A 14,630-nucleotide genomic window follows, 5' to 3' on the forward strand; every position below is an offset into this window, starting at 1 on the left:
ATTCCTTACCAAACGTTCAGTTCGGTTACTGGGGGCGATCAGGCAGTGGCCTTATCGTCCTTCTTGAGACTTGCCGGCGGCCAGTTATCCAGACGCATACCGAGGGACAAACCACGCGAAGCCAGAACGTCCTTGATCTCAGTCAGGGACTTCTTGCCCAGATTCGGCGTCTTCAACAGCTCTACTTCGGTGCGCTGAATTAGATCACCAATGTAGTAGATGTTTTCCGCCTTCAGGCAGTTGGCCGAACGTACGGTCAGCTCCAGGTCATCAACCGGACGCAACAGGATCGGATCGATCTCGTCTTCCTGCTCGATTACAACCGGCTCGCTGTCGCCCTTGAGGTCGACGAACGCAGCCAGCTGTTGCTGCAGGATGGTCGCTGCACGACGGATCGCCTCTTCGGGATCCAGGGTGCCGTTGGTTTCCAGGTCAATGACCAGTTTGTCCAGGTTGGTGCGCTGCTCGACACGAGCATTCTCGACCACGTAAGCCACGCGACGAACCGGGCTGAAAGTGGCGTCGAGCTGCAGACGACCGATGCTACGGCTTTCGTCTTCATCGCTCTGACGCGCATCAGCAGGCTCGTAACCGCGGCCGCGAGCGACCTTGAGCTTCATGTTGAGCGAGCCGTTGGCCGCCAGATTGGCGATCAGGTGATCGCCATTGACGATTTCGACATCGTGATCCAGCTGGATATCGGCAGCGGTAACAGCGCCCGCGCCCTTCTTCACCAGGCTCAAGGTCACTTCATCACGGCCGTGCAGCTTGATGGCGATACCTTTGAGGTTGAGCAGGATTTCGATGACATCTTCCTGCACGCCCTCGATGGCGCTGTACTCGTGGAGCACACCGTCGATCTCGGCCTCGACCACAGCGCAGCCGGGCATGGAGGACAACAGAATACGACGCAGCGCGTTGCCAAGGGTGTGGCCAAAACCACGCTCGAGGGGCTCGAGAGTGATCTTGGCACGGGTCGGACTGACCACCTGCACATCGATATGGCGGGGGGTCAGGAACTCATTTACCGAACTCTGCATGGATACACCTATTTTCTAGCCCTTACTTGGAGTAGAGCTCGACAATCAGGTTTTCGTTGATGTCGGCGGACAGATCGCTGCGAGCCGGAACATTCTTGAAAACACCGGATTTCTTGTCGGCATCTACTTCGACCCATTCAACGCGACCGCGCTGAGCGCACAGTTCGAGGGCCTGGGCGATACGCAGCTGGTTACGGCACTTCTCACGAACAGCCACTACGTCACCGGCCTTGACCTGGTAAGACGGAATGTTCACGGTCTGACCGTTGACGCTGATTGACTTGTGCGAGACCAGCTGACGCGATTCGGCACGAGTAGAGCCGAAGCCCATGCGGTACACGACGTTGTCCAGACGGCACTCGAGCAGCTGCAGCAGATTCTCACCGGTAGCGCCCTTACGGCTGGCTGCTTCCTTGTAATAACCACTGAACTGACGCTCCAGCACACCGTAGATGCGGCGTACCTTCTGCTTTTCACGCAGCTGGGTGCCGTAATCGGACAGACGTCCGCGACGCTGACCGTGAACACCCGGCGGGGTTTCGATATTGCACTTGGATTCGAGCGCGCGCGCACCACTCTTCAGGAAGAGATCGGTGCCTTCACGACGAGACAGTTTGCACTTGGGACCAATATAACGAGCCATTCTTCACTGTCTCCTGATTACACGCGGCGCTTCTTCGGCGGACGGCACCCGTTATGCGGGATAGGCGTCACGTCGGTGATGCTGGCGATTTTATAACCACATGCGTTCAAAGCACGCACGGCGGACTCCCGACCCGGACCTGGGCCCTTGACGTTGACGTCGAGGTTCTTCAGGCCGTACTCCAGCGCAGCCTGGCCAGCGCGCTCTGCAGCGATCTGGGCAGCGAACGGAGTGCTCTTACGCGAGCCGCGGAAACCGGAACCACCCGAAGTAGCCCAGGACAACGCATTGCCCTGACGATCGGTGATGGTCACGATGGTGTTGTTGAAAGACGCGTGGATGTGGGCGATGCCATCAACCACTGTCTTTTTGACTTTTTTACGAGGACGAGCAGCAGGTTTTGCCATGACTAAATTCCTGTCGATTCGCTAACGCGATTACTTGCGGATCGGCTTGCGCGGGCCCTTACGGGTACGTGCGTTGGTCTTGGTACGCTGACCGCGAACCGGCAGACCACGACGATGACGCAGGCCGCGATAGCAGCCCAGGTCCATCAAGCGCTTGATTTTCATGTTGACTTCGCGACGCAGGTCGCCTTCAACGATGAACTTGCCGACTTCGCCACGCAGCAGTTCGACCTGCTCGTCGGAAAGATCCTTGATCTTCGCTGCCGGATTCACACCGGTAGCAGCACAGATTTCCTGTGCACGGGTGCGACCAACACCGTAGATGTAGGTCAGCGAGATAACAGTGTGCTTGTTATCCGGAATGTTGACGCCTGCAATACGGGCCATTCAGTGAAACTCCAATTGACAGCTACCTACGCCCCGGAAGCCAAGAAAAGGGCGCGAGATATTAACGCTGTAATAACAAATATTCAACCCGGCAGCGCACTAGCTGCCGGGTTATAACGCCTTACACAATCAGCCTTGGCGCTGCTTGTGACGCGGTTCTGCGCTACAGATCACGCGCACGACACCGTCGCGACGGATGATCTTGCAGTTACGGCACAGCTTTTTAACCGATGCACGAACTTTCATCACCAACTCCTAGAACCTTACGAGCCACCTCAGCGGAGCATTCCACTGCCGTAGCCCTTCAGGTTGGCTTTCTTCATCAGGGAATCGTACTGGTGCGACATGAGGTGTGACTGCACTTGAGACATGAAGTCCATTACAACCACAACCACGATCAGCAACGAGGTCCCACCAAGGTAGAACGGCACGTTGGCTGCAACCACAAGAAACTGTGGCAGCAGGCAGACAGCCGTCATGTACAGGGCGCCGAACATGGTCAAACGAGTCAACACGCCATCAATGTAGCGAGCCGACTGCTCACCAGGACGAATCCCGGGAATAAACGCGCCAGATTTCTTCAGGTTCTCTGCTACGTCTTTCGGATTGAACATCAATGCCGTATAGAAGAAGCAGAAGAAGATGATCCCGGCACTGAACAGCAGAATATTCAACGGCTGCCCGGGCGCGATCGCCTGCGAAATGTCAGCCAACCAGCCCATGCTCTCTGACTGACCGAACCACTGCCCCAGCGAAGCCGGGAACAGCAGAATGCTGCTGGCAAAGATAGCCGGGATGACCCCCGCCATATTCACCTTCAACGGCAAGTGGCTGGTCTGCGCAGCAAAGACCTTACGGCCCTGCTGACGCTTCGCGTAGTGAACCGCGATACGGCGCTGACCACGCTCGATAAACACCACGAAACCGATGATCGCTACAGCGAGCAGGCCGACAGCGAGCAGCGCGATGATATTGATATCGCCCTGACGAGCAGACTCGAACGACTGACCGAGCGCACCCGGCAAGCCGGCGACGATACCTGCGAAGATCAACATCGAGATACCGTTGCCAACGCCACGCTCGGTGATCTGCTCACCCAGCCACATCATGAACATCGCACCAGACACGAACGTCGTGATGGCCACGAAGTAGAAGCCGAAATCGTTGCTGAACGCGACACCTTGCCCCGCCAACCCGACCGACATACCGATCGCCTGAACGATGGCCAGCACGAGCGTACCGTAACGCGTGTACTGACTGATCTTGCGACGACCGGCCTCACCTTCTTTCTTCAACTGCTCCAGCTGTGGGCTGACAGCGGTCATGAGCTGCATGATGATCGATGCCGAAATGTACGGCATGATCCCCAAAGCAAAAATACTCATCCGCTCCAGCGCACCACCGGAAAACATGTTGAACAAGCTAAGGATGGTCCCCTCGTTCTGACGGAACAGCTCGGCCAGCCGATCGGGATTTATCCCGGGAACAGGGATGTGTGCGCCAATCCGATAGACGATGATCGCCATGAACAGAAAGCGCAGACGAGCCCAGAGTTCGGACAGACCACCATTACTCAGCGCGGAGAGAGCACCTTGCTTAGCCATTTATTCCTCGAACTTGCCGCCAGCTGCTTCGATAGCCGCACGCGCACCTTTGGTGGCTGCGATACCCTTGAGAGTAACCGCACGACCAACCTCGCCCGACAGCATGATTTTCACGCGCTGTACGTTCTGGTTGATTACGTTGGCGTCTTTCAGGCTTTGCACGGTAACGACATCACCTTCCACCTTGGCCAACTCAGAGGTACGAACCTCAGCGCGATCCATGGCTTTCAGCGAAACGAAACCGAACTTCGGCAGACGACGATGCAGAGGCTGCTGACCACCCTCGAAACCAGGAGCGATCTTGCCGCCGGAACGAGAGGTCTGACCCTTGTGACCACGGCCACAGGTCTTGCCCAGGCCACTACCGATACCACGACCGGGACGCAGCTTTTCGCGACGGGCACCCGGCGCAGAACGCAGATCGTTCAGTTGCATGGCTTAGCCCTCCACACGGAGCATGTAATAAGCCTTGTTGATCATGCCGCGATTTTCAGGAGTATCCTGAACCTCGACGGTGTGACCAATGCGACGCAGGCCAAGACCCTTGACGCACAGCTTGTGATTGGGGATACGACCGCTGACACTCTTGATCAGCGTGACCTTGACGGTGTTAGCCATGATCAGGAAATCTCCTCGACGCTCTTTCCACGCTTGGCAGCAATCGACTCAGGCGACTGCATCGCCTTCAGACCCTTAAAGGTGGCGTGAACCACGTTGACCGGGTTGGTAGAGCCGTAGCACTTGGCCAGCACGTTCTGAACGCCAGCAACTTCCAGAATGGCGCGCATGGCACCACCGGCAATCACGCCGGTACCCTCGGAGGCAGGCTGCATGTAGACCTTGGACGCGCCATGCGCGGCCTTGGTGGCGTACTGCAGAGTAGTGCCATTCAGGTCGACCTGGATCATGTTGCGGCGAGCCGCCTCCATAGCCTTTTGAATAGCAGCCGGTACTTCACGGGACTTGCCACGACCGAAGCCGACACGACCCTTGCCATCACCGACCACAGTCAGCGCGGTGAAGGTGAAGATACGACCACCTTTTACAGTTTTTGCGACGCGGTTAACTTGAACCAGCTTCTCGATGTAGCCTTCGTCGCGCTTTTGCTCGTTATTTGCCATAACTTAGAACTCCAGCCCGCCTTCACGAGCAGCTTCAGCCAGTGCCTTGACACGACCGTGGTACTTGAAGCCAGAACGGTCGAACGCCACCTGAGTGACACCTGCGGCTTTCGCGCGCTCAGCGACCAGCTGACCGACTTTCTTGGCAGCGTCGACGTTGCCGGTGGCGGCGTCACGCAGTTCTTTGTCCAGAGTCGAGGCGCTGGCCAGGACCTTGCCGCCGTCGGCCGAAAGGACCTGGGCGTAGATGTGCTGGGAAGAGCGGTACACGCAGAGGCGTACGGTTTCCAGCTCGCGCATCTTCAGGCGTGCCTTGCGAGCGCGACGCAGACGAGTTTCTTTCTTTACGCTCATTTGCTATGCCCTACTTCTTCTTAGCTTCTTTGCGACGGACTACTTCATCCGAGTACCGCACGCCTTTGCCCTTGTAAGGCTCAGGGCGACGGAAGTCGCGGATTTCAGCAGCCACCTGACCGACCAGTTGCTTGTCGACACCCTTGATCAGGATATCGGTCTGGCTGGGGGTCTCAGCGGTAACGCCTTGCGGCAGTTCGTAATCCACCGGATGCGAGAAACCGAGAGCCAGGGACAGCACTTGACCTTTGGCTTGCGCCTTGTAACCAACACCAACCAGCTGAAGCTTGCGCTCGAAGCCTTGGCTGACGCCGATCACCATGTTGTTGACCAGCGCACGGGTAGTGCCGGCCATGGCGCGAGTTTGCTGATCGCCATTACGGCCAGCAAAACGCAGCTCACCAGACTCCTGGATGACCTCCACGGACGGATGAACATTCAGTTCGAGAGCGCCTTTTGCGCCCTTCACCGAAAGCTGCTGACCAGACATCTTGATTTCGACGCCAGCAGGCAGCTTGACGGGGTTCTTAGCAACGCGAGACATGCTTATCCCCCCTTAGAACACAGTGCAGAGCACTTCGCCGCCAACACCAGCAGCCCGAGCAGCCCGATCAGTCATCACACCCTTGTTGGTGGAGACAATCGACACACCCAAACCGCCACGTACTTTCGGCAACTGGTCAACGGATTTGTACTGGCGCAGGCCAGGACGACTTACGCGCTTGAGCTCCTCGATGACCGGACGGCCTTCGAAATACTTCAGCTCGATGGACAGTTGCGGCTTGGCGTCGCCACTGACCTGGTATCCCGCGATATAGCCTTCACCTTGAAGAACGTTGGCAACAGCCACCTTCAGAGTGGAAGACGGCATGCTTACGACGGACTTTTCGGCCATCTGGGCATTACGGATACGAGTTAGCATGTCCGCTAACGGGTCCTGCATACTCATGGGCTCTTAGCTCCTAATACAAAAAAATAAGCCTTGGACGGCTCGTGTCGCCAACAGGCAAACCCCACAAAAATGCAAGGCTCAGGCGAGCCGGGCATTCTAGAGAGTTGCCAGAAACGAATCAAGCCCCATGAGGGGCTTGAACGAAAAACAAACAGGACCCGCAGGGCCCTGGATGCTTCTATTACCAGCTGGCCTTAACCAGACCCGGCACGTCACCACGCATTGCCGCCTGACGCAGCATGTTGCGCGCGAGGCCGAACTTGCGGTAAACGCCGTGCGGACGACCAGTCAGACGGCAGCGGTTGCGCAGGCGCGAAGCGCTTGCGTCACGAGGCTGCTTCTGCAGTGCGACCTGAGCTTCCCAGCGCGCTTCCGGAGAGGACTCCGGACTTGCGATGATTGCTTTCAGTGCAGCACGCTTCTGGGCGAACTTGGCGACCGTTTGCTGACGCTTCAGCTCACGGTTCTTCATGCTTTGCTTAGCCATGTGCCTACTCCAATCAGTTACGGAACGGGAAGTTGAAAGCACGCAGCAGAGCGCGACCTTCTTCATCCGTCCGAGCAGTAGTGGTCAGAGTGATGTCCAGACCACGCAGGGCATCGATCTTGTCGTAATCGATTTCCGGGAAGATGATCTGCTCTTTGACGCCCATACTGTAGTTGCCGCGGCCATCGAAGGACTTGGCATTCAGGCCGCGGAAGTCACGCACGCGCGGCAGGGAGATCGAAAGCAGGCGATCCAGGAATTCATACATACGATCACTGCGCAGCGTGACCTTGACGCCGATCGGCCAGCCTTCGCGGACTTTGAAGCCTGCGATGGACTTGCGAGCGTGAGTCACTACAACCTTCTGGCCAGTGATCTTTTCCAGATCAGCAACAGCATTGTCGATGATCTTCTTGTCACCGATCGCTTCGCCGATACCCATGTTGAGGGTGATCTTGGTGATACGCGGAACTTCCATCACGTTGCCAAGCTTCAGTTCTTCCTTCAGCTTGGGCGCGATTTCCTTCCGATAAACTTCTTTTAGTCGTGCCATGGTTATCTACCTAGCAGTCTCAAGCGTCAACCGGCTTCTGGGTCGACTTGAAGACACGAATTTTCTTGCCCTCTTCAACCTTGAAGCCAACGCGGTCTGCCTTGTTGGTCTCACCGTTGAAAATGGCGACGTTAGAGACGTGCAAAGGCGCCTCCTTCTCGACGATACCGCCCTGAACGCCGGACATCGGGTTAGGCTTGGTATGGCGCTTCACGAGATTGATCCCGCCAACGACCAGACGGTCGTCCGCGAGGACCTTCAGCACCTTACCGCGCTTGCCCTTGTCTTTGCCGGCGATGACGATGATCTCGTCGTTGCGACGAATCTTTTGCATGCGGCTACTCCTTACAGCACTTCAGGGGCGAGCGAGACGATCTTCATGAACTTCTCGGTACGAAGTTCACGCGTCACCGGCCCAAAGATACGGGTGCCGATAGGCTCCTGCTTGTTGTTCAGCAGAACAGCAGCATTGCCATCGAAGCGAATGATGGAGCCATCGGGACGACGAACACCGTGACGAGTGCGAACCACAACAGCGGTCATCACCTGGCCTTTCTTGACCTTGCCACGAGGAATCGCTTCCTTGACGGTTACTTTGATAATGTCGCCGATGCCGGCGTAACGACGGTGAGAACCGCCGAGCACCTTGATACACATGACGCGACGAGCGCCACTGTTATCAGCCACATCGAGCATGGATTGAGTCTGAATCATATAATTTCTCCGACCCCTAGCCCTTAGACTTCGACGGCGCGTTCAACGACATCAACCAGCATCCAGGACTTGGTCTTTGCCAGCGGACGAGTCTCGCGGATGGTGACCTTGTCGCCGATACGGCACTGGTTGGTTTCGTCGTGGGCGTGCAGTTTGGTCGAACGCTTCACGTATTTACCGTAGATCGGGTGCTTGACGCGACGCTCGATCAGAACGGTGATGGTCTTGTCCATCTTGTCGCTGACGACGCGACCGGTCAGCGTGCGGACGGTTTTCTGAGCTTCAGCCATGATCACTTACCTGCCTGCTGGTTGAGCACAGTCTTGACACGAGCGATGTCGCGCTTGACTTGCGAGAGCAGGTGAGACTGCCCCAACTGGCCAGTCGCTTTCTGCATACGCAGATTGAACTGGTCCCGCAGCAGCTCGAGCAGTTGCTCGTTCAGCTGCTCAACGGATTTTTCACGAAGTTCATTCGCTTTCATCACATCACCGTCCGCTTAACAAAGGAGGTGGCGAGCGGCAGCTTTGCAGCGGCCAGGGCGAAAGCCTCACGCGCCAGCTCTTCGGAAACACCCTCGATCTCGTAGAGCACCTTGCCCGGCTGAATCTGGGCTACCCAGTACTCGACGCTACCCTTACCTTTACCCATCCGGACTTCCAGAGGCTTCTTGGTTACAGGCTTGTCGGGGAACACGCGGATCCAGATCTTTCCGCCACGCTTTACGTGACGGGTGAGCGCACGACGTGCAGCCTCGATCTGACGCGCGGTCAGACGACCACGGGAAACAGACTTCAGCGCGAATTCGCCGAAGCTGACCTTGCTACCGCGCTGAGCCAGACCACGGTTGTGGCCGGTCATCTGCTTGCGGAATTTTGTACGCTTGGGTTGCAACATTTGGCGTACCCCTTACTTAGCAGCTTTTTTACGAGGAGCAGGCGCTTGAGGCTTGAGCTCTTCATGGCGACCACCAATTACTTCGCCCTTGAAGATCCACACCTTCACGCCGATCACACCGTAAGTGGTGTGCGCTTCGTAAGTGTTGTAATCGATATCGGCACGCAGGGTGTGCAGAGGCACACGACCTTCGCGATACCACTCGGTACGGGCAATTTCAGCCCCACCCAGACGACCACTGACCTGGATCTTGATGCCTTTGGCACCAATGCGCATGGCGTTCTGTACGGCGCGCTTCATGGCGCGACGGAACATCACGCGACGCTCCAGCTGCTGAGCTACGCTCTGTGCAACCAGCATTGCGTCGAGCTCCGGCTTGCGGATCTCTTCGATATTGATGTGCACCGGCACACCCATTTGCTTGGTCAGGTCCTGACGCAGCTTCTCAACATCCTCACCCTTCTTGCCGATCACAATGCCGGGACGAGCGGTGTGGATGGTGATGCGTGCGGTTTGAGCCGGGCGATGGATATCGATACGGCTTACGGACGCGCTTTTTAATTTGTCTTGGAGGTACTCACGCACGTTCAGATCTGCAAGCAGATAGTCTGCATACGTACGGCCGTCTGCGTACCAGACGGAGGTGTGCTCCTTGACGATTCCCAGGCGAATGCCAGTGGGATGTACTTTCTGACCCATCTGATCGACTCCGTTACTTGTCCGCAACCTTGACAGTGATATGGCAAGACCGCTTGACGATGCGATCAGCGCGGCCTTTGGCACGCGGCATGATGCGCTTAAGCGAACGCCCCTCGTTGACGAAGACCGTGGAGACTTTCAAGTCATCCACATCTGCGCCTTCGTTGTGCTCGGCGTTGGCAACGGCCGACTCCAGCACTTTCTTCATGATCTCGGCGGCTTTCTTGCTACTGAAAGCCAGGAGGTTGAGCGCTTCGCCCACCTTCTTCCCGCGGATCTGGTCGGCGACCAGGCGGGCTTTCTGGGCGGAGATGCGAGCGCCCGACAACTTAGCGGCTACTTCCATCTTTCCTTACCCCTTAGCGCTTGCCTTTCTTGTCCGCCACATGCCCGCGATATGTACGGGTTGCAGCGAACTCGCCGAGTTTGTGGCCGACCATGTCTTCGGACACGAGGACCGGTACATGTTGACGACCGTTATGTACAGCGATGGTCAGACCGACCATTTGCGGCAGGATCATCGAACGACGCGACCAGGTTTTAACTGGCTTACGATCGCTCTTTTCCACCGCCGCTTCGACCTTCTTCAGTAGGTGAAGATCGATAAAAGGACCTTTTTTCAGAGAACGCGGCACTGTCGTATCCCTCTAGTTACTTGCGACGACGGACAATCATGTTATCGGTGCGCTTGTTAGTGCGGGTCTTCGCGCCCTTAGTCGGGAAGCCCCATGGCGACACCGGATGACGACCACCGGAGGTACGACCTTCACCACCACCGTGCGGGTGATCGACCGGGTTCATCGCGACACCACGAACGGTAGGACGAATGCCCTTCCAGCGCTTAGCCCCTGCCTTGCCCAGCGAACGCAGGCTGTGCTCGGAGTTCGAGACCTCGCCCAGGGTCGCACGGCACTCGGCCAGCACCTTGCGCATCTCGCCGGAGCGCAGACGCAGCGTCACGTAGGAACCCTCGCGAGCAACCAGCTGAGCCGAAGCGCCAGCGGAGCGAGCGATCTGAGCACCCTTACCCGGCTTGAGCTCGACACCGTGAACGGTAGAACCCAGCGGGATGTTGCGCAGCGGCAGGCTGTTGCCAGCCTTGATCGGAGCATTGATGCCCGAGACCAGCTGATCGCCAGCGCTTACACCCTTCGGTGCGATGATGTAGCGACGCTCACCGTCGGCATACTTCAGCAGCGCAATGTGCGCAGTACGGTTCGGGTCATATTCGATACGCTCGACGATGGCAGGAATGCCATCCTTGTTGCGACGAAAATCAACCAGACGGTAATGCTGCTTGTGACCACCGCCAATGTGGCGAGTGGTGATACGACCGTTGTTGTTACGGCCGCCAGTCTTCGACTTCTTCTCGAGCAGCGGTGCGTAAGGAGCGCCTTTGTGCAGCTCCTGATTGACCACCTTGACCACAAAACGGCGGCCCGCGGAAGTCGGTTTGCATTTAACGATTGCCATGATGCACCCCTTCCTTACTCAGCACTGCCGGAGAAATCGAGATCCTGGCCCGGCTGAAGCGCGATATACGCCTTCTTCCAGTCGTTGCGCTTGCCCAGACCGCGAGCGGTACGCTTGGTCTTGCCCTGAACGTTCAGGGTGTTGACGGCGGCGACCTTCACGTCGAACAGGCTCTCAACAGCCTTCTTGATTTCCAGCTTGGTTGCGTCGGTCGCAACCTTGAAAACGAATTGCTTCTTGCTGTCAGCCAGCACGGTAGCCTTCTCAGAGACGTGCGGACCAAGCAGGACTTTAAATACGCGTTCCTGGTTCATCCCAGCAGCTCCTCGAATTTCTTCACAGCCGACACGGTGATCAACACCTTGTCATAGGCGATCAGGCTGACCGGATCGGAACCCTGGACATCACGCACATCGACATGCGGCAGGTTGCGCGCAGCCAGGTACAGGTTCTGATCGACAGCATCGGAAACGATCAGCACATCGCTCAGGCCCATACCATTGAGCTTGCTAGCAAGCACTTTGGTTTTCGGCGCGTCGACGGCGAAATCTTCTACGACAACCAGACGCTCGGAGCGGACCAGCTCAGCAAGAATGGAACGCAGCGCAGCGCGATACATCTTCTTGTTCAGCTTCTGATCATGATTCTGAGGACGCGCGGCGAATGTTACGCCACCGCCACGCCAGATCGGGCCACGGCTGGTACCAGCACGAGCACGACCTGTGCCCTTCTGGCGCCACGGACGCTTGCCACCACCGGACACATCGGAGCGGGTTTTCTGCTGCTTGCTACCCTGACGACCGCCGGCCATGTAGGCGACGACTGCCTGGTGCACCAGCGTCTCGTTGAACTCACCACCAAAGGTGCGATCGGAGACTTCGATGGCCTGTGCGCCATTTACATTCAATTGCATGTGAACTCCCCCTTAACCGCGAGCCTTGGCGGCCGGACGCACGAGCACGTCACCACCAGTGGCACCGGGCACTGCGCCCTTCACCAAAAGCAGATTCCGCTCAGCATCGACACGCACGATTTCCAGAGACTGCACGGTTACGCGCTCGGCGCCCATGTGCCCGGACATCTTCTTGCCCTTGAATACACGACCTGGGGTCTGGCACTGACCGATAGAGCCCGGGACGCGGTGGGATACGGAGTTACCGTGGGTATTGTCCTGACCACGGAAGTTCCAGCGCTTGATGGTACCGGCGAAGCCTTTACCCTTGGACTGACCGGTGACATCCACCATCTGCCCAGCCTGGAAAATCTCAGCGTTGATCTGGTCACCAGCCTGGAACTCCTCGCCATCGAGGCGGAATTCCCAGACGCCACGACCAGCAGCAACATTCGCTTTAGCGAAGTGACCGGCCTGAGCCTTGGTAACACGGGACGCGCGACGCTCGCCGACAGTGACCTGCACTGCACGATAGCCATCGCTCTCTTCATTCTTGAACTGAGTGACGCGATTCGGCTCGATCTCGATGACCGTAACCGGAATAGAGACACCATCCTCGGTGAAAACGCGGGTCATACCGCATTTGCGACCGACTACACCAATAGTCATTTTGAAACCTCTTGAGTGTACGGGGCTTTCACCCGCTATGGCCGCCCATTTCAGAGCGTTACACGACTAAAACTCTCAGGTTTTAGCCGAGGCTGATCTGCACTTCCACACCAGCCGCAAGATCGAGCTTCATCAGCGCATCGACGGTTTTGTCGGTCGGCTGAACGATGTCCAGCACACGCTTGTGGGTTCGAATTTCATACTGATCGCGCGCGTCTTTATTGACGTGCGGGGAGACCAGCACAGTGAACCGCTCTTTGCGGGTTGGCAGCGGAATCGGACCACGCACCTGAGCACCAGTACGTTTCGCGGTTTCCACGATTTCCTGGGTTGATTGATCGATCAGGCGATGGTCAAAAGCCTTCAACCGAATACGGATTTGTTGGTTTTGCATTTTGACCTCAGACTCCAAGTAGCCACCCTACCAGGCGCAATACCCCCGGTAAAAGGAGGCGCAATTGTACGGATGCGCCCATAGGGTGTCAATAAATGATCAACAATAGAAAAAGGCCCCCGAGGGGGCCTTTTTCATCATCGTCAATTATTACTCGACGATCTTGGCAACCACGCCGGCACCAACGGTACGACCACCTTCGCGAATTGCGAAGCGCAGGCCGTCTTCCATGGCGATCGGCTTGATCAGGGTGACAACCATTTTCACGTTGTCGCCCGGCATTACCATCTCAACGCCTTCCGGCAGTTCGCACGAACCGGTCACGTCGGTGGTACGGAAGTAGAACTGCGGACGATAGCCCTTGAAGAACGGGGTGTGACGACCACCCTCTTCCTTGGACAGAACGTACACTTCGGCTTCGAACTTGGTGTGCGGCTTGATGGTGCCCGGCTTGGCCAGAACCTGGCCACGCTCGACGTCATCACGCTTGGTACCACGCAGCAGAACGCCGCAGTTCTCACCGGCACGACCTTCGTCGAGCAGCTTGCGGAACATTTCGACACCGGTACAGGTGGTCTTGGTGGTATCACGCAGACCAACGATCTCGATTTCTTCCTGAACCTTGACGATGCCGCGCTCAACACGACCAGTCACAACGGTACCGCGACCGGAAATGGAGAACACGTCCTCGATCGGCATCAGGAACGGCTTGTCGATGGCGCGAACCGGCTCAGGGATGTAGGTATCCAGAGTCTCGACCAGCTTCTTGACCGCAGTAGTGCCCAGTTCGTTGTCATCTTCGCCATTCAGCGCCATCAGCGCGGAACCGATGATGATCGGCGTGTCGTCACCCGGGAAATCATAGGTCGACAGCAGATCACGAACTTCCATTTCGACCAGCTCGAGCAACTCGGCGTCGTCGACCATGTCGGCCTTGTTCAGGAACACGACGATGTACGGAACACCCACCTGACGGGACAGCAGGATGTGCTCGCGAGTCTGCGGCATGGGGCCGTCAGCAGCGGAGCAAACCAGGATCGCACCATCCATCTGGGCAGCACCGGTGATCATGTTCTTCACATAGTCAGCGTGACCCGGGCAGTCAACATGCGCGTAGTGACGGACATTGGAGTCGTACTCTACGTGAGCGGTGTTGATGGTGATACCGCGAGCCTTCTCTTCCGGCGCGCTATCGATCTTGTCGAAGTCGACACGAGCGGAGCCGAAAACTTCGGAGCACACGCGAGTCAGAGCGGCAGTCAGAGTGGTCTTGCCATGGTCGACGTGACCAATGGTGCCGACGTTGACGTGCGGTTTGTTACGTTCGAACTTTTCCTTAGCCAC

General features: G+C 57.2%; 28 protein-coding genes. All 28 read right to left on the bottom strand.

Annotated elements, in window-relative coordinates; genetic code table 11:
- Positions 1 to 38: 38 nt before the first annotated feature.
- The 28 genes from CW305_RS11875 to tuf all read right to left on the bottom strand — a co-directional run bounded on the left by CW305_RS11875 (position 39) and on the right by tuf (position 14,630).
- Positions 39 to 1,040 (bottom strand): DNA-directed RNA polymerase subunit alpha, encoded by a 1,002-nt coding sequence (locus CW305_RS11875; protein WP_014821626.1) that lies wholly within the window; start codon positions 1,038 to 1,040, stop codon positions 39 to 41.
- A 22-nt stretch (positions 1,041 to 1,062) separates the two neighbouring features.
- On the bottom strand, positions 1,063 to 1,683 hold the full coding sequence (gene rpsD, locus CW305_RS11880; RefSeq protein WP_003293044.1) for a 30S ribosomal protein S4: 621 nt from the start codon (positions 1,681 to 1,683) through the stop codon (positions 1,063 to 1,065).
- A 17-nt stretch (positions 1,684 to 1,700) separates the two neighbouring features.
- Positions 1,701 to 2,090, bottom strand: coding sequence for a 30S ribosomal protein S11 (gene rpsK, locus CW305_RS11885; protein ID WP_003281811.1), 390 nt, complete (start codon positions 2,088 to 2,090; stop codon positions 1,701 to 1,703).
- Positions 2,091 to 2,120: 30 nt separating this feature from the next.
- On the bottom strand, positions 2,121 to 2,477 hold the full coding sequence (rpsM, locus tag CW305_RS11890; RefSeq protein ID WP_003289190.1) for a 30S ribosomal protein S13: 357 nt from the start codon (positions 2,475 to 2,477) through the stop codon (positions 2,121 to 2,123).
- Positions 2,478 to 2,606: 129 nt separating this feature from the next.
- Positions 2,607 to 2,723 (bottom strand): 50S ribosomal protein L36, encoded by a 117-nt coding sequence (rpmJ, locus tag CW305_RS11895; RefSeq protein ID WP_003281814.1) that lies wholly within the window; start codon positions 2,721 to 2,723, stop codon positions 2,607 to 2,609.
- A 29-nt stretch (positions 2,724 to 2,752) separates the two neighbouring features.
- Complete coding sequence (secY, locus tag CW305_RS11900; RefSeq protein ID WP_003304058.1) at positions 2,753 to 4,081, bottom strand: preprotein translocase subunit SecY; 1,329 nt, start codon at positions 4,079 to 4,081, stop codon at positions 2,753 to 2,755.
- A complete protein-coding gene (gene rplO / locus CW305_RS11905) occupies positions 4,082 to 4,516 on the bottom strand; it encodes a 50S ribosomal protein L15 (protein WP_014821627.1) in 435 nt (144 codons plus the stop codon).
- 3 nt (positions 4,517 to 4,519) lie between these two features.
- Positions 4,520 to 4,699, bottom strand: coding sequence for a 50S ribosomal protein L30 (rpmD, locus tag CW305_RS11910; protein WP_003281818.1), 180 nt, complete (start codon positions 4,697 to 4,699; stop codon positions 4,520 to 4,522).
- Positions 4,700 to 4,701: 2 nt separating this feature from the next.
- The gene (rpsE, locus tag CW305_RS11915; protein WP_003304059.1) at positions 4,702 to 5,202 is read right to left on the bottom strand and encodes a 30S ribosomal protein S5; all 501 of its coding nucleotides are present in this window, start codon (positions 5,200 to 5,202) and stop codon (positions 4,702 to 4,704) included.
- A 3-nt stretch (positions 5,203 to 5,205) separates the two neighbouring features.
- The gene (gene rplR, locus CW305_RS11920) at positions 5,206 to 5,556 is read right to left on the bottom strand and encodes a 50S ribosomal protein L18 (protein ID WP_003304061.1); all 351 of its coding nucleotides are present in this window, start codon (positions 5,554 to 5,556) and stop codon (positions 5,206 to 5,208) included.
- A 10-nt stretch (positions 5,557 to 5,566) separates the two neighbouring features.
- Entirely contained in the window at positions 5,567 to 6,100 is a 534-nt protein-coding gene (rplF, locus tag CW305_RS11925) for a 50S ribosomal protein L6 (RefSeq protein ID WP_014821628.1), read from the bottom strand.
- A gap of 12 nt (positions 6,101 to 6,112) precedes the next feature.
- Positions 6,113 to 6,505 (bottom strand): 30S ribosomal protein S8, encoded by a 393-nt coding sequence (rpsH, locus tag CW305_RS11930; RefSeq protein ID WP_003293036.1) that lies wholly within the window; start codon positions 6,503 to 6,505, stop codon positions 6,113 to 6,115.
- 184 nt (positions 6,506 to 6,689) lie between these two features.
- Positions 6,690 to 6,995 carry a 30S ribosomal protein S14 gene (rpsN, locus tag CW305_RS11935; protein WP_014821629.1) on the bottom strand — a complete coding sequence of 102 codons (306 nt, stop codon included), beginning with the start codon at positions 6,993 to 6,995 and terminating at the stop codon, positions 6,690 to 6,692.
- 13 nt (positions 6,996 to 7,008) lie between these two features.
- The gene (rplE, locus tag CW305_RS11940; RefSeq protein ID WP_003304066.1) at positions 7,009 to 7,548 is read right to left on the bottom strand and encodes a 50S ribosomal protein L5; all 540 of its coding nucleotides are present in this window, start codon (positions 7,546 to 7,548) and stop codon (positions 7,009 to 7,011) included.
- A 19-nt stretch (positions 7,549 to 7,567) separates the two neighbouring features.
- On the bottom strand, positions 7,568 to 7,882 hold the full coding sequence (gene rplX / locus CW305_RS11945; RefSeq protein WP_003304067.1) for a 50S ribosomal protein L24: 315 nt from the start codon (positions 7,880 to 7,882) through the stop codon (positions 7,568 to 7,570).
- Positions 7,883 to 7,893: 11 nt separating this feature from the next.
- Entirely contained in the window at positions 7,894 to 8,262 is a 369-nt protein-coding gene (gene rplN, locus CW305_RS11950) for a 50S ribosomal protein L14 (RefSeq protein ID WP_003281831.1), read from the bottom strand.
- A gap of 23 nt (positions 8,263 to 8,285) precedes the next feature.
- Entirely contained in the window at positions 8,286 to 8,552 is a 267-nt protein-coding gene (gene rpsQ / locus CW305_RS11955; protein ID WP_003293030.1) for a 30S ribosomal protein S17, read from the bottom strand.
- 2 nt (positions 8,553 to 8,554) lie between these two features.
- The gene (rpmC, locus tag CW305_RS11960; protein WP_003281834.1) at positions 8,555 to 8,746 is read right to left on the bottom strand and encodes a 50S ribosomal protein L29; all 192 of its coding nucleotides are present in this window, start codon (positions 8,744 to 8,746) and stop codon (positions 8,555 to 8,557) included.
- Positions 8,746 to 9,159 (bottom strand): 50S ribosomal protein L16, encoded by a 414-nt coding sequence (rplP, locus tag CW305_RS11965; protein ID WP_003281836.1) that lies wholly within the window; start codon positions 9,157 to 9,159, stop codon positions 8,746 to 8,748. Before rplP ends, rpmC begins: the two co-directional genes overlap by 1 nt.
- A gap of 12 nt (positions 9,160 to 9,171) precedes the next feature.
- Positions 9,172 to 9,858 (bottom strand): 30S ribosomal protein S3, encoded by a 687-nt coding sequence (gene rpsC, locus CW305_RS11970; protein ID WP_003289210.1) that lies wholly within the window; start codon positions 9,856 to 9,858, stop codon positions 9,172 to 9,174.
- 13 nt (positions 9,859 to 9,871) lie between these two features.
- Positions 9,872 to 10,204 (bottom strand): 50S ribosomal protein L22, encoded by a 333-nt coding sequence (rplV, locus tag CW305_RS11975; RefSeq protein ID WP_003103908.1) that lies wholly within the window; start codon positions 10,202 to 10,204, stop codon positions 9,872 to 9,874.
- Between the two features lie 13 nt (positions 10,205 to 10,217).
- Complete coding sequence (gene rpsS / locus CW305_RS11980; protein ID WP_014821630.1) at positions 10,218 to 10,493, bottom strand: 30S ribosomal protein S19; 276 nt, start codon at positions 10,491 to 10,493, stop codon at positions 10,218 to 10,220.
- 16 nt (positions 10,494 to 10,509) lie between these two features.
- Positions 10,510 to 11,331, bottom strand: coding sequence for a 50S ribosomal protein L2 (gene rplB / locus CW305_RS11985; RefSeq protein WP_003281841.1), 822 nt, complete (start codon positions 11,329 to 11,331; stop codon positions 10,510 to 10,512).
- A 14-nt stretch (positions 11,332 to 11,345) separates the two neighbouring features.
- The gene (gene rplW, locus CW305_RS11990; RefSeq protein WP_003281842.1) at positions 11,346 to 11,645 is read right to left on the bottom strand and encodes a 50S ribosomal protein L23; all 300 of its coding nucleotides are present in this window, start codon (positions 11,643 to 11,645) and stop codon (positions 11,346 to 11,348) included.
- Complete coding sequence (gene rplD / locus CW305_RS11995; RefSeq protein WP_014821631.1) at positions 11,642 to 12,244, bottom strand: 50S ribosomal protein L4; 603 nt, start codon at positions 12,242 to 12,244, stop codon at positions 11,642 to 11,644. The genes rplW and rplD overlap by 4 nt, the downstream gene beginning before the upstream one ends.
- 12 nt (positions 12,245 to 12,256) lie before the next feature.
- Positions 12,257 to 12,892 carry a 50S ribosomal protein L3 gene (rplC, locus tag CW305_RS12000; protein ID WP_014821632.1) on the bottom strand — a complete coding sequence of 212 codons (636 nt, stop codon included), beginning with the start codon at positions 12,890 to 12,892 and terminating at the stop codon, positions 12,257 to 12,259.
- Positions 12,893 to 12,974: 82 nt separating this feature from the next.
- Positions 12,975 to 13,286 carry a 30S ribosomal protein S10 gene (gene rpsJ / locus CW305_RS12005; protein ID WP_003186070.1) on the bottom strand — a complete coding sequence of 104 codons (312 nt, stop codon included), beginning with the start codon at positions 13,284 to 13,286 and terminating at the stop codon, positions 12,975 to 12,977.
- A gap of 150 nt (positions 13,287 to 13,436) precedes the next feature.
- Positions 13,437 to 14,630 carry an elongation factor Tu gene (gene tuf / locus CW305_RS12010; RefSeq protein WP_014821633.1) on the bottom strand — a complete coding sequence of 398 codons (1,194 nt, stop codon included), beginning with the start codon at positions 14,628 to 14,630 and terminating at the stop codon, positions 13,437 to 13,439.

Origin of the sequence: Stutzerimonas kunmingensis (assembly GCF_002929225.1) — a bacterium.
Taxonomy (GTDB): Bacteria; Pseudomonadota; Gammaproteobacteria; order Pseudomonadales; family Pseudomonadaceae; genus Stutzerimonas.

What these genes read in the sequence shown, in the direction of transcription:
- rplC (WP_014821632.1), bottom strand. Translation starts at nt 12,892, where the DNA reads ATGACTATTGGTGTAGTCGGTCGCAAATGCGGTATGACCCGCGTTTTC.
- rpmD (WP_003281818.1), bottom strand. Translation starts at nt 4,699, where the DNA reads ATGGCTAACACCGTCAAGGTCACGCTGATCAAGAGTGTCAGCGGTCGT.
- rplE (WP_003304066.1), bottom strand. Translation starts at nt 7,548, where the DNA reads ATGGCACGACTAAAAGAAGTTTATCGGAAGGAAATCGCGCCCAAGCTG.
- CW305_RS11875 (WP_014821626.1), bottom strand. Translation starts at nt 1,040, where the DNA reads ATGCAGAGTTCGGTAAATGAGTTCCTGACCCCCCGCCATATCGATGTG.
- rplB (WP_003281841.1), bottom strand. Translation starts at nt 11,331, where the DNA reads ATGGCAATCGTTAAATGCAAACCGACTTCCGCGGGCCGCCGTTTTGTG.
- rplD (WP_014821631.1), bottom strand. Translation starts at nt 12,244, where the DNA reads ATGCAATTGAATGTAAATGGCGCACAGGCCATCGAAGTCTCCGATCGC.
- rplF (WP_014821628.1), bottom strand. Translation starts at nt 6,100, where the DNA reads ATGTCTCGCGTTGCTAAGAACCCCGTCAAGCTGCCTGCTGGCGTCGAA.
- secY (WP_003304058.1), bottom strand. Translation starts at nt 4,081, where the DNA reads ATGGCTAAGCAAGGTGCTCTCTCCGCGCTGAGTAATGGTGGTCTGTCC.
- rpsN (WP_014821629.1), bottom strand. Translation starts at nt 6,995, where the DNA reads ATGGCTAAGCAAAGCATGAAGAACCGTGAGCTGAAGCGTCAGCAAACG.
- rplP (WP_003281836.1), bottom strand. Translation starts at nt 9,159, where the DNA reads ATGTTGCAACCCAAGCGTACAAAATTCCGCAAGCAGATGACCGGCCAC.
- rpmJ (WP_003281814.1), bottom strand. Translation starts at nt 2,723, where the DNA reads ATGAAAGTTCGTGCATCGGTTAAAAAGCTGTGCCGTAACTGCAAGATC.
- rplX (WP_003304067.1), bottom strand. Translation starts at nt 7,882, where the DNA reads ATGCAAAAGATTCGTCGCAACGACGAGATCATCGTCATCGCCGGCAAA.
- rpsM (WP_003289190.1), bottom strand. Translation starts at nt 2,477, where the DNA reads ATGGCCCGTATTGCAGGCGTCAACATTCCGGATAACAAGCACACTGTT.
- rplR (WP_003304061.1), bottom strand. Translation starts at nt 5,556, where the DNA reads ATGAGCGTAAAGAAAGAAACTCGTCTGCGTCGCGCTCGCAAGGCACGC.
- rpmC (WP_003281834.1), bottom strand. Translation starts at nt 8,746, where the DNA reads ATGAAAGCGAATGAACTTCGTGAAAAATCCGTTGAGCAGCTGAACGAG.
- rpsJ (WP_003186070.1), bottom strand. Translation starts at nt 13,286, where the DNA reads ATGCAAAACCAACAAATCCGTATTCGGTTGAAGGCTTTTGACCATCGC.
- rplO (WP_014821627.1), bottom strand. Translation starts at nt 4,516, where the DNA reads ATGCAACTGAACGATCTGCGTTCTGCGCCGGGTGCCCGTCGCGAAAAG.
- rpsD (WP_003293044.1), bottom strand. Translation starts at nt 1,683, where the DNA reads ATGGCTCGTTATATTGGTCCCAAGTGCAAACTGTCTCGTCGTGAAGGC.
- rplW (WP_003281842.1), bottom strand. Translation starts at nt 11,645, where the DNA reads ATGAACCAGGAACGCGTATTTAAAGTCCTGCTTGGTCCGCACGTCTCT.
- rpsH (WP_003293036.1), bottom strand. Translation starts at nt 6,505, where the DNA reads ATGAGTATGCAGGACCCGTTAGCGGACATGCTAACTCGTATCCGTAAT.
- rpsQ (WP_003293030.1), bottom strand. Translation starts at nt 8,552, where the DNA reads ATGGCTGAAGCTCAGAAAACCGTCCGCACGCTGACCGGTCGCGTCGTC.
- rpsE (WP_003304059.1), bottom strand. Translation starts at nt 5,202, where the DNA reads ATGGCAAATAACGAGCAAAAGCGCGACGAAGGCTACATCGAGAAGCTG.
- rplN (WP_003281831.1), bottom strand. Translation starts at nt 8,262, where the DNA reads ATGATTCAGACTCAATCCATGCTCGATGTGGCTGATAACAGTGGCGCT.
- rplV (WP_003103908.1), bottom strand. Translation starts at nt 10,204, where the DNA reads ATGGAAGTAGCCGCTAAGTTGTCGGGCGCTCGCATCTCCGCCCAGAAA.
- rpsC (WP_003289210.1), bottom strand. Translation starts at nt 9,858, where the DNA reads ATGGGTCAGAAAGTACATCCCACTGGCATTCGCCTGGGAATCGTCAAG.
- rpsK (WP_003281811.1), bottom strand. Translation starts at nt 2,090, where the DNA reads ATGGCAAAACCTGCTGCTCGTCCTCGTAAAAAAGTCAAAAAGACAGTG.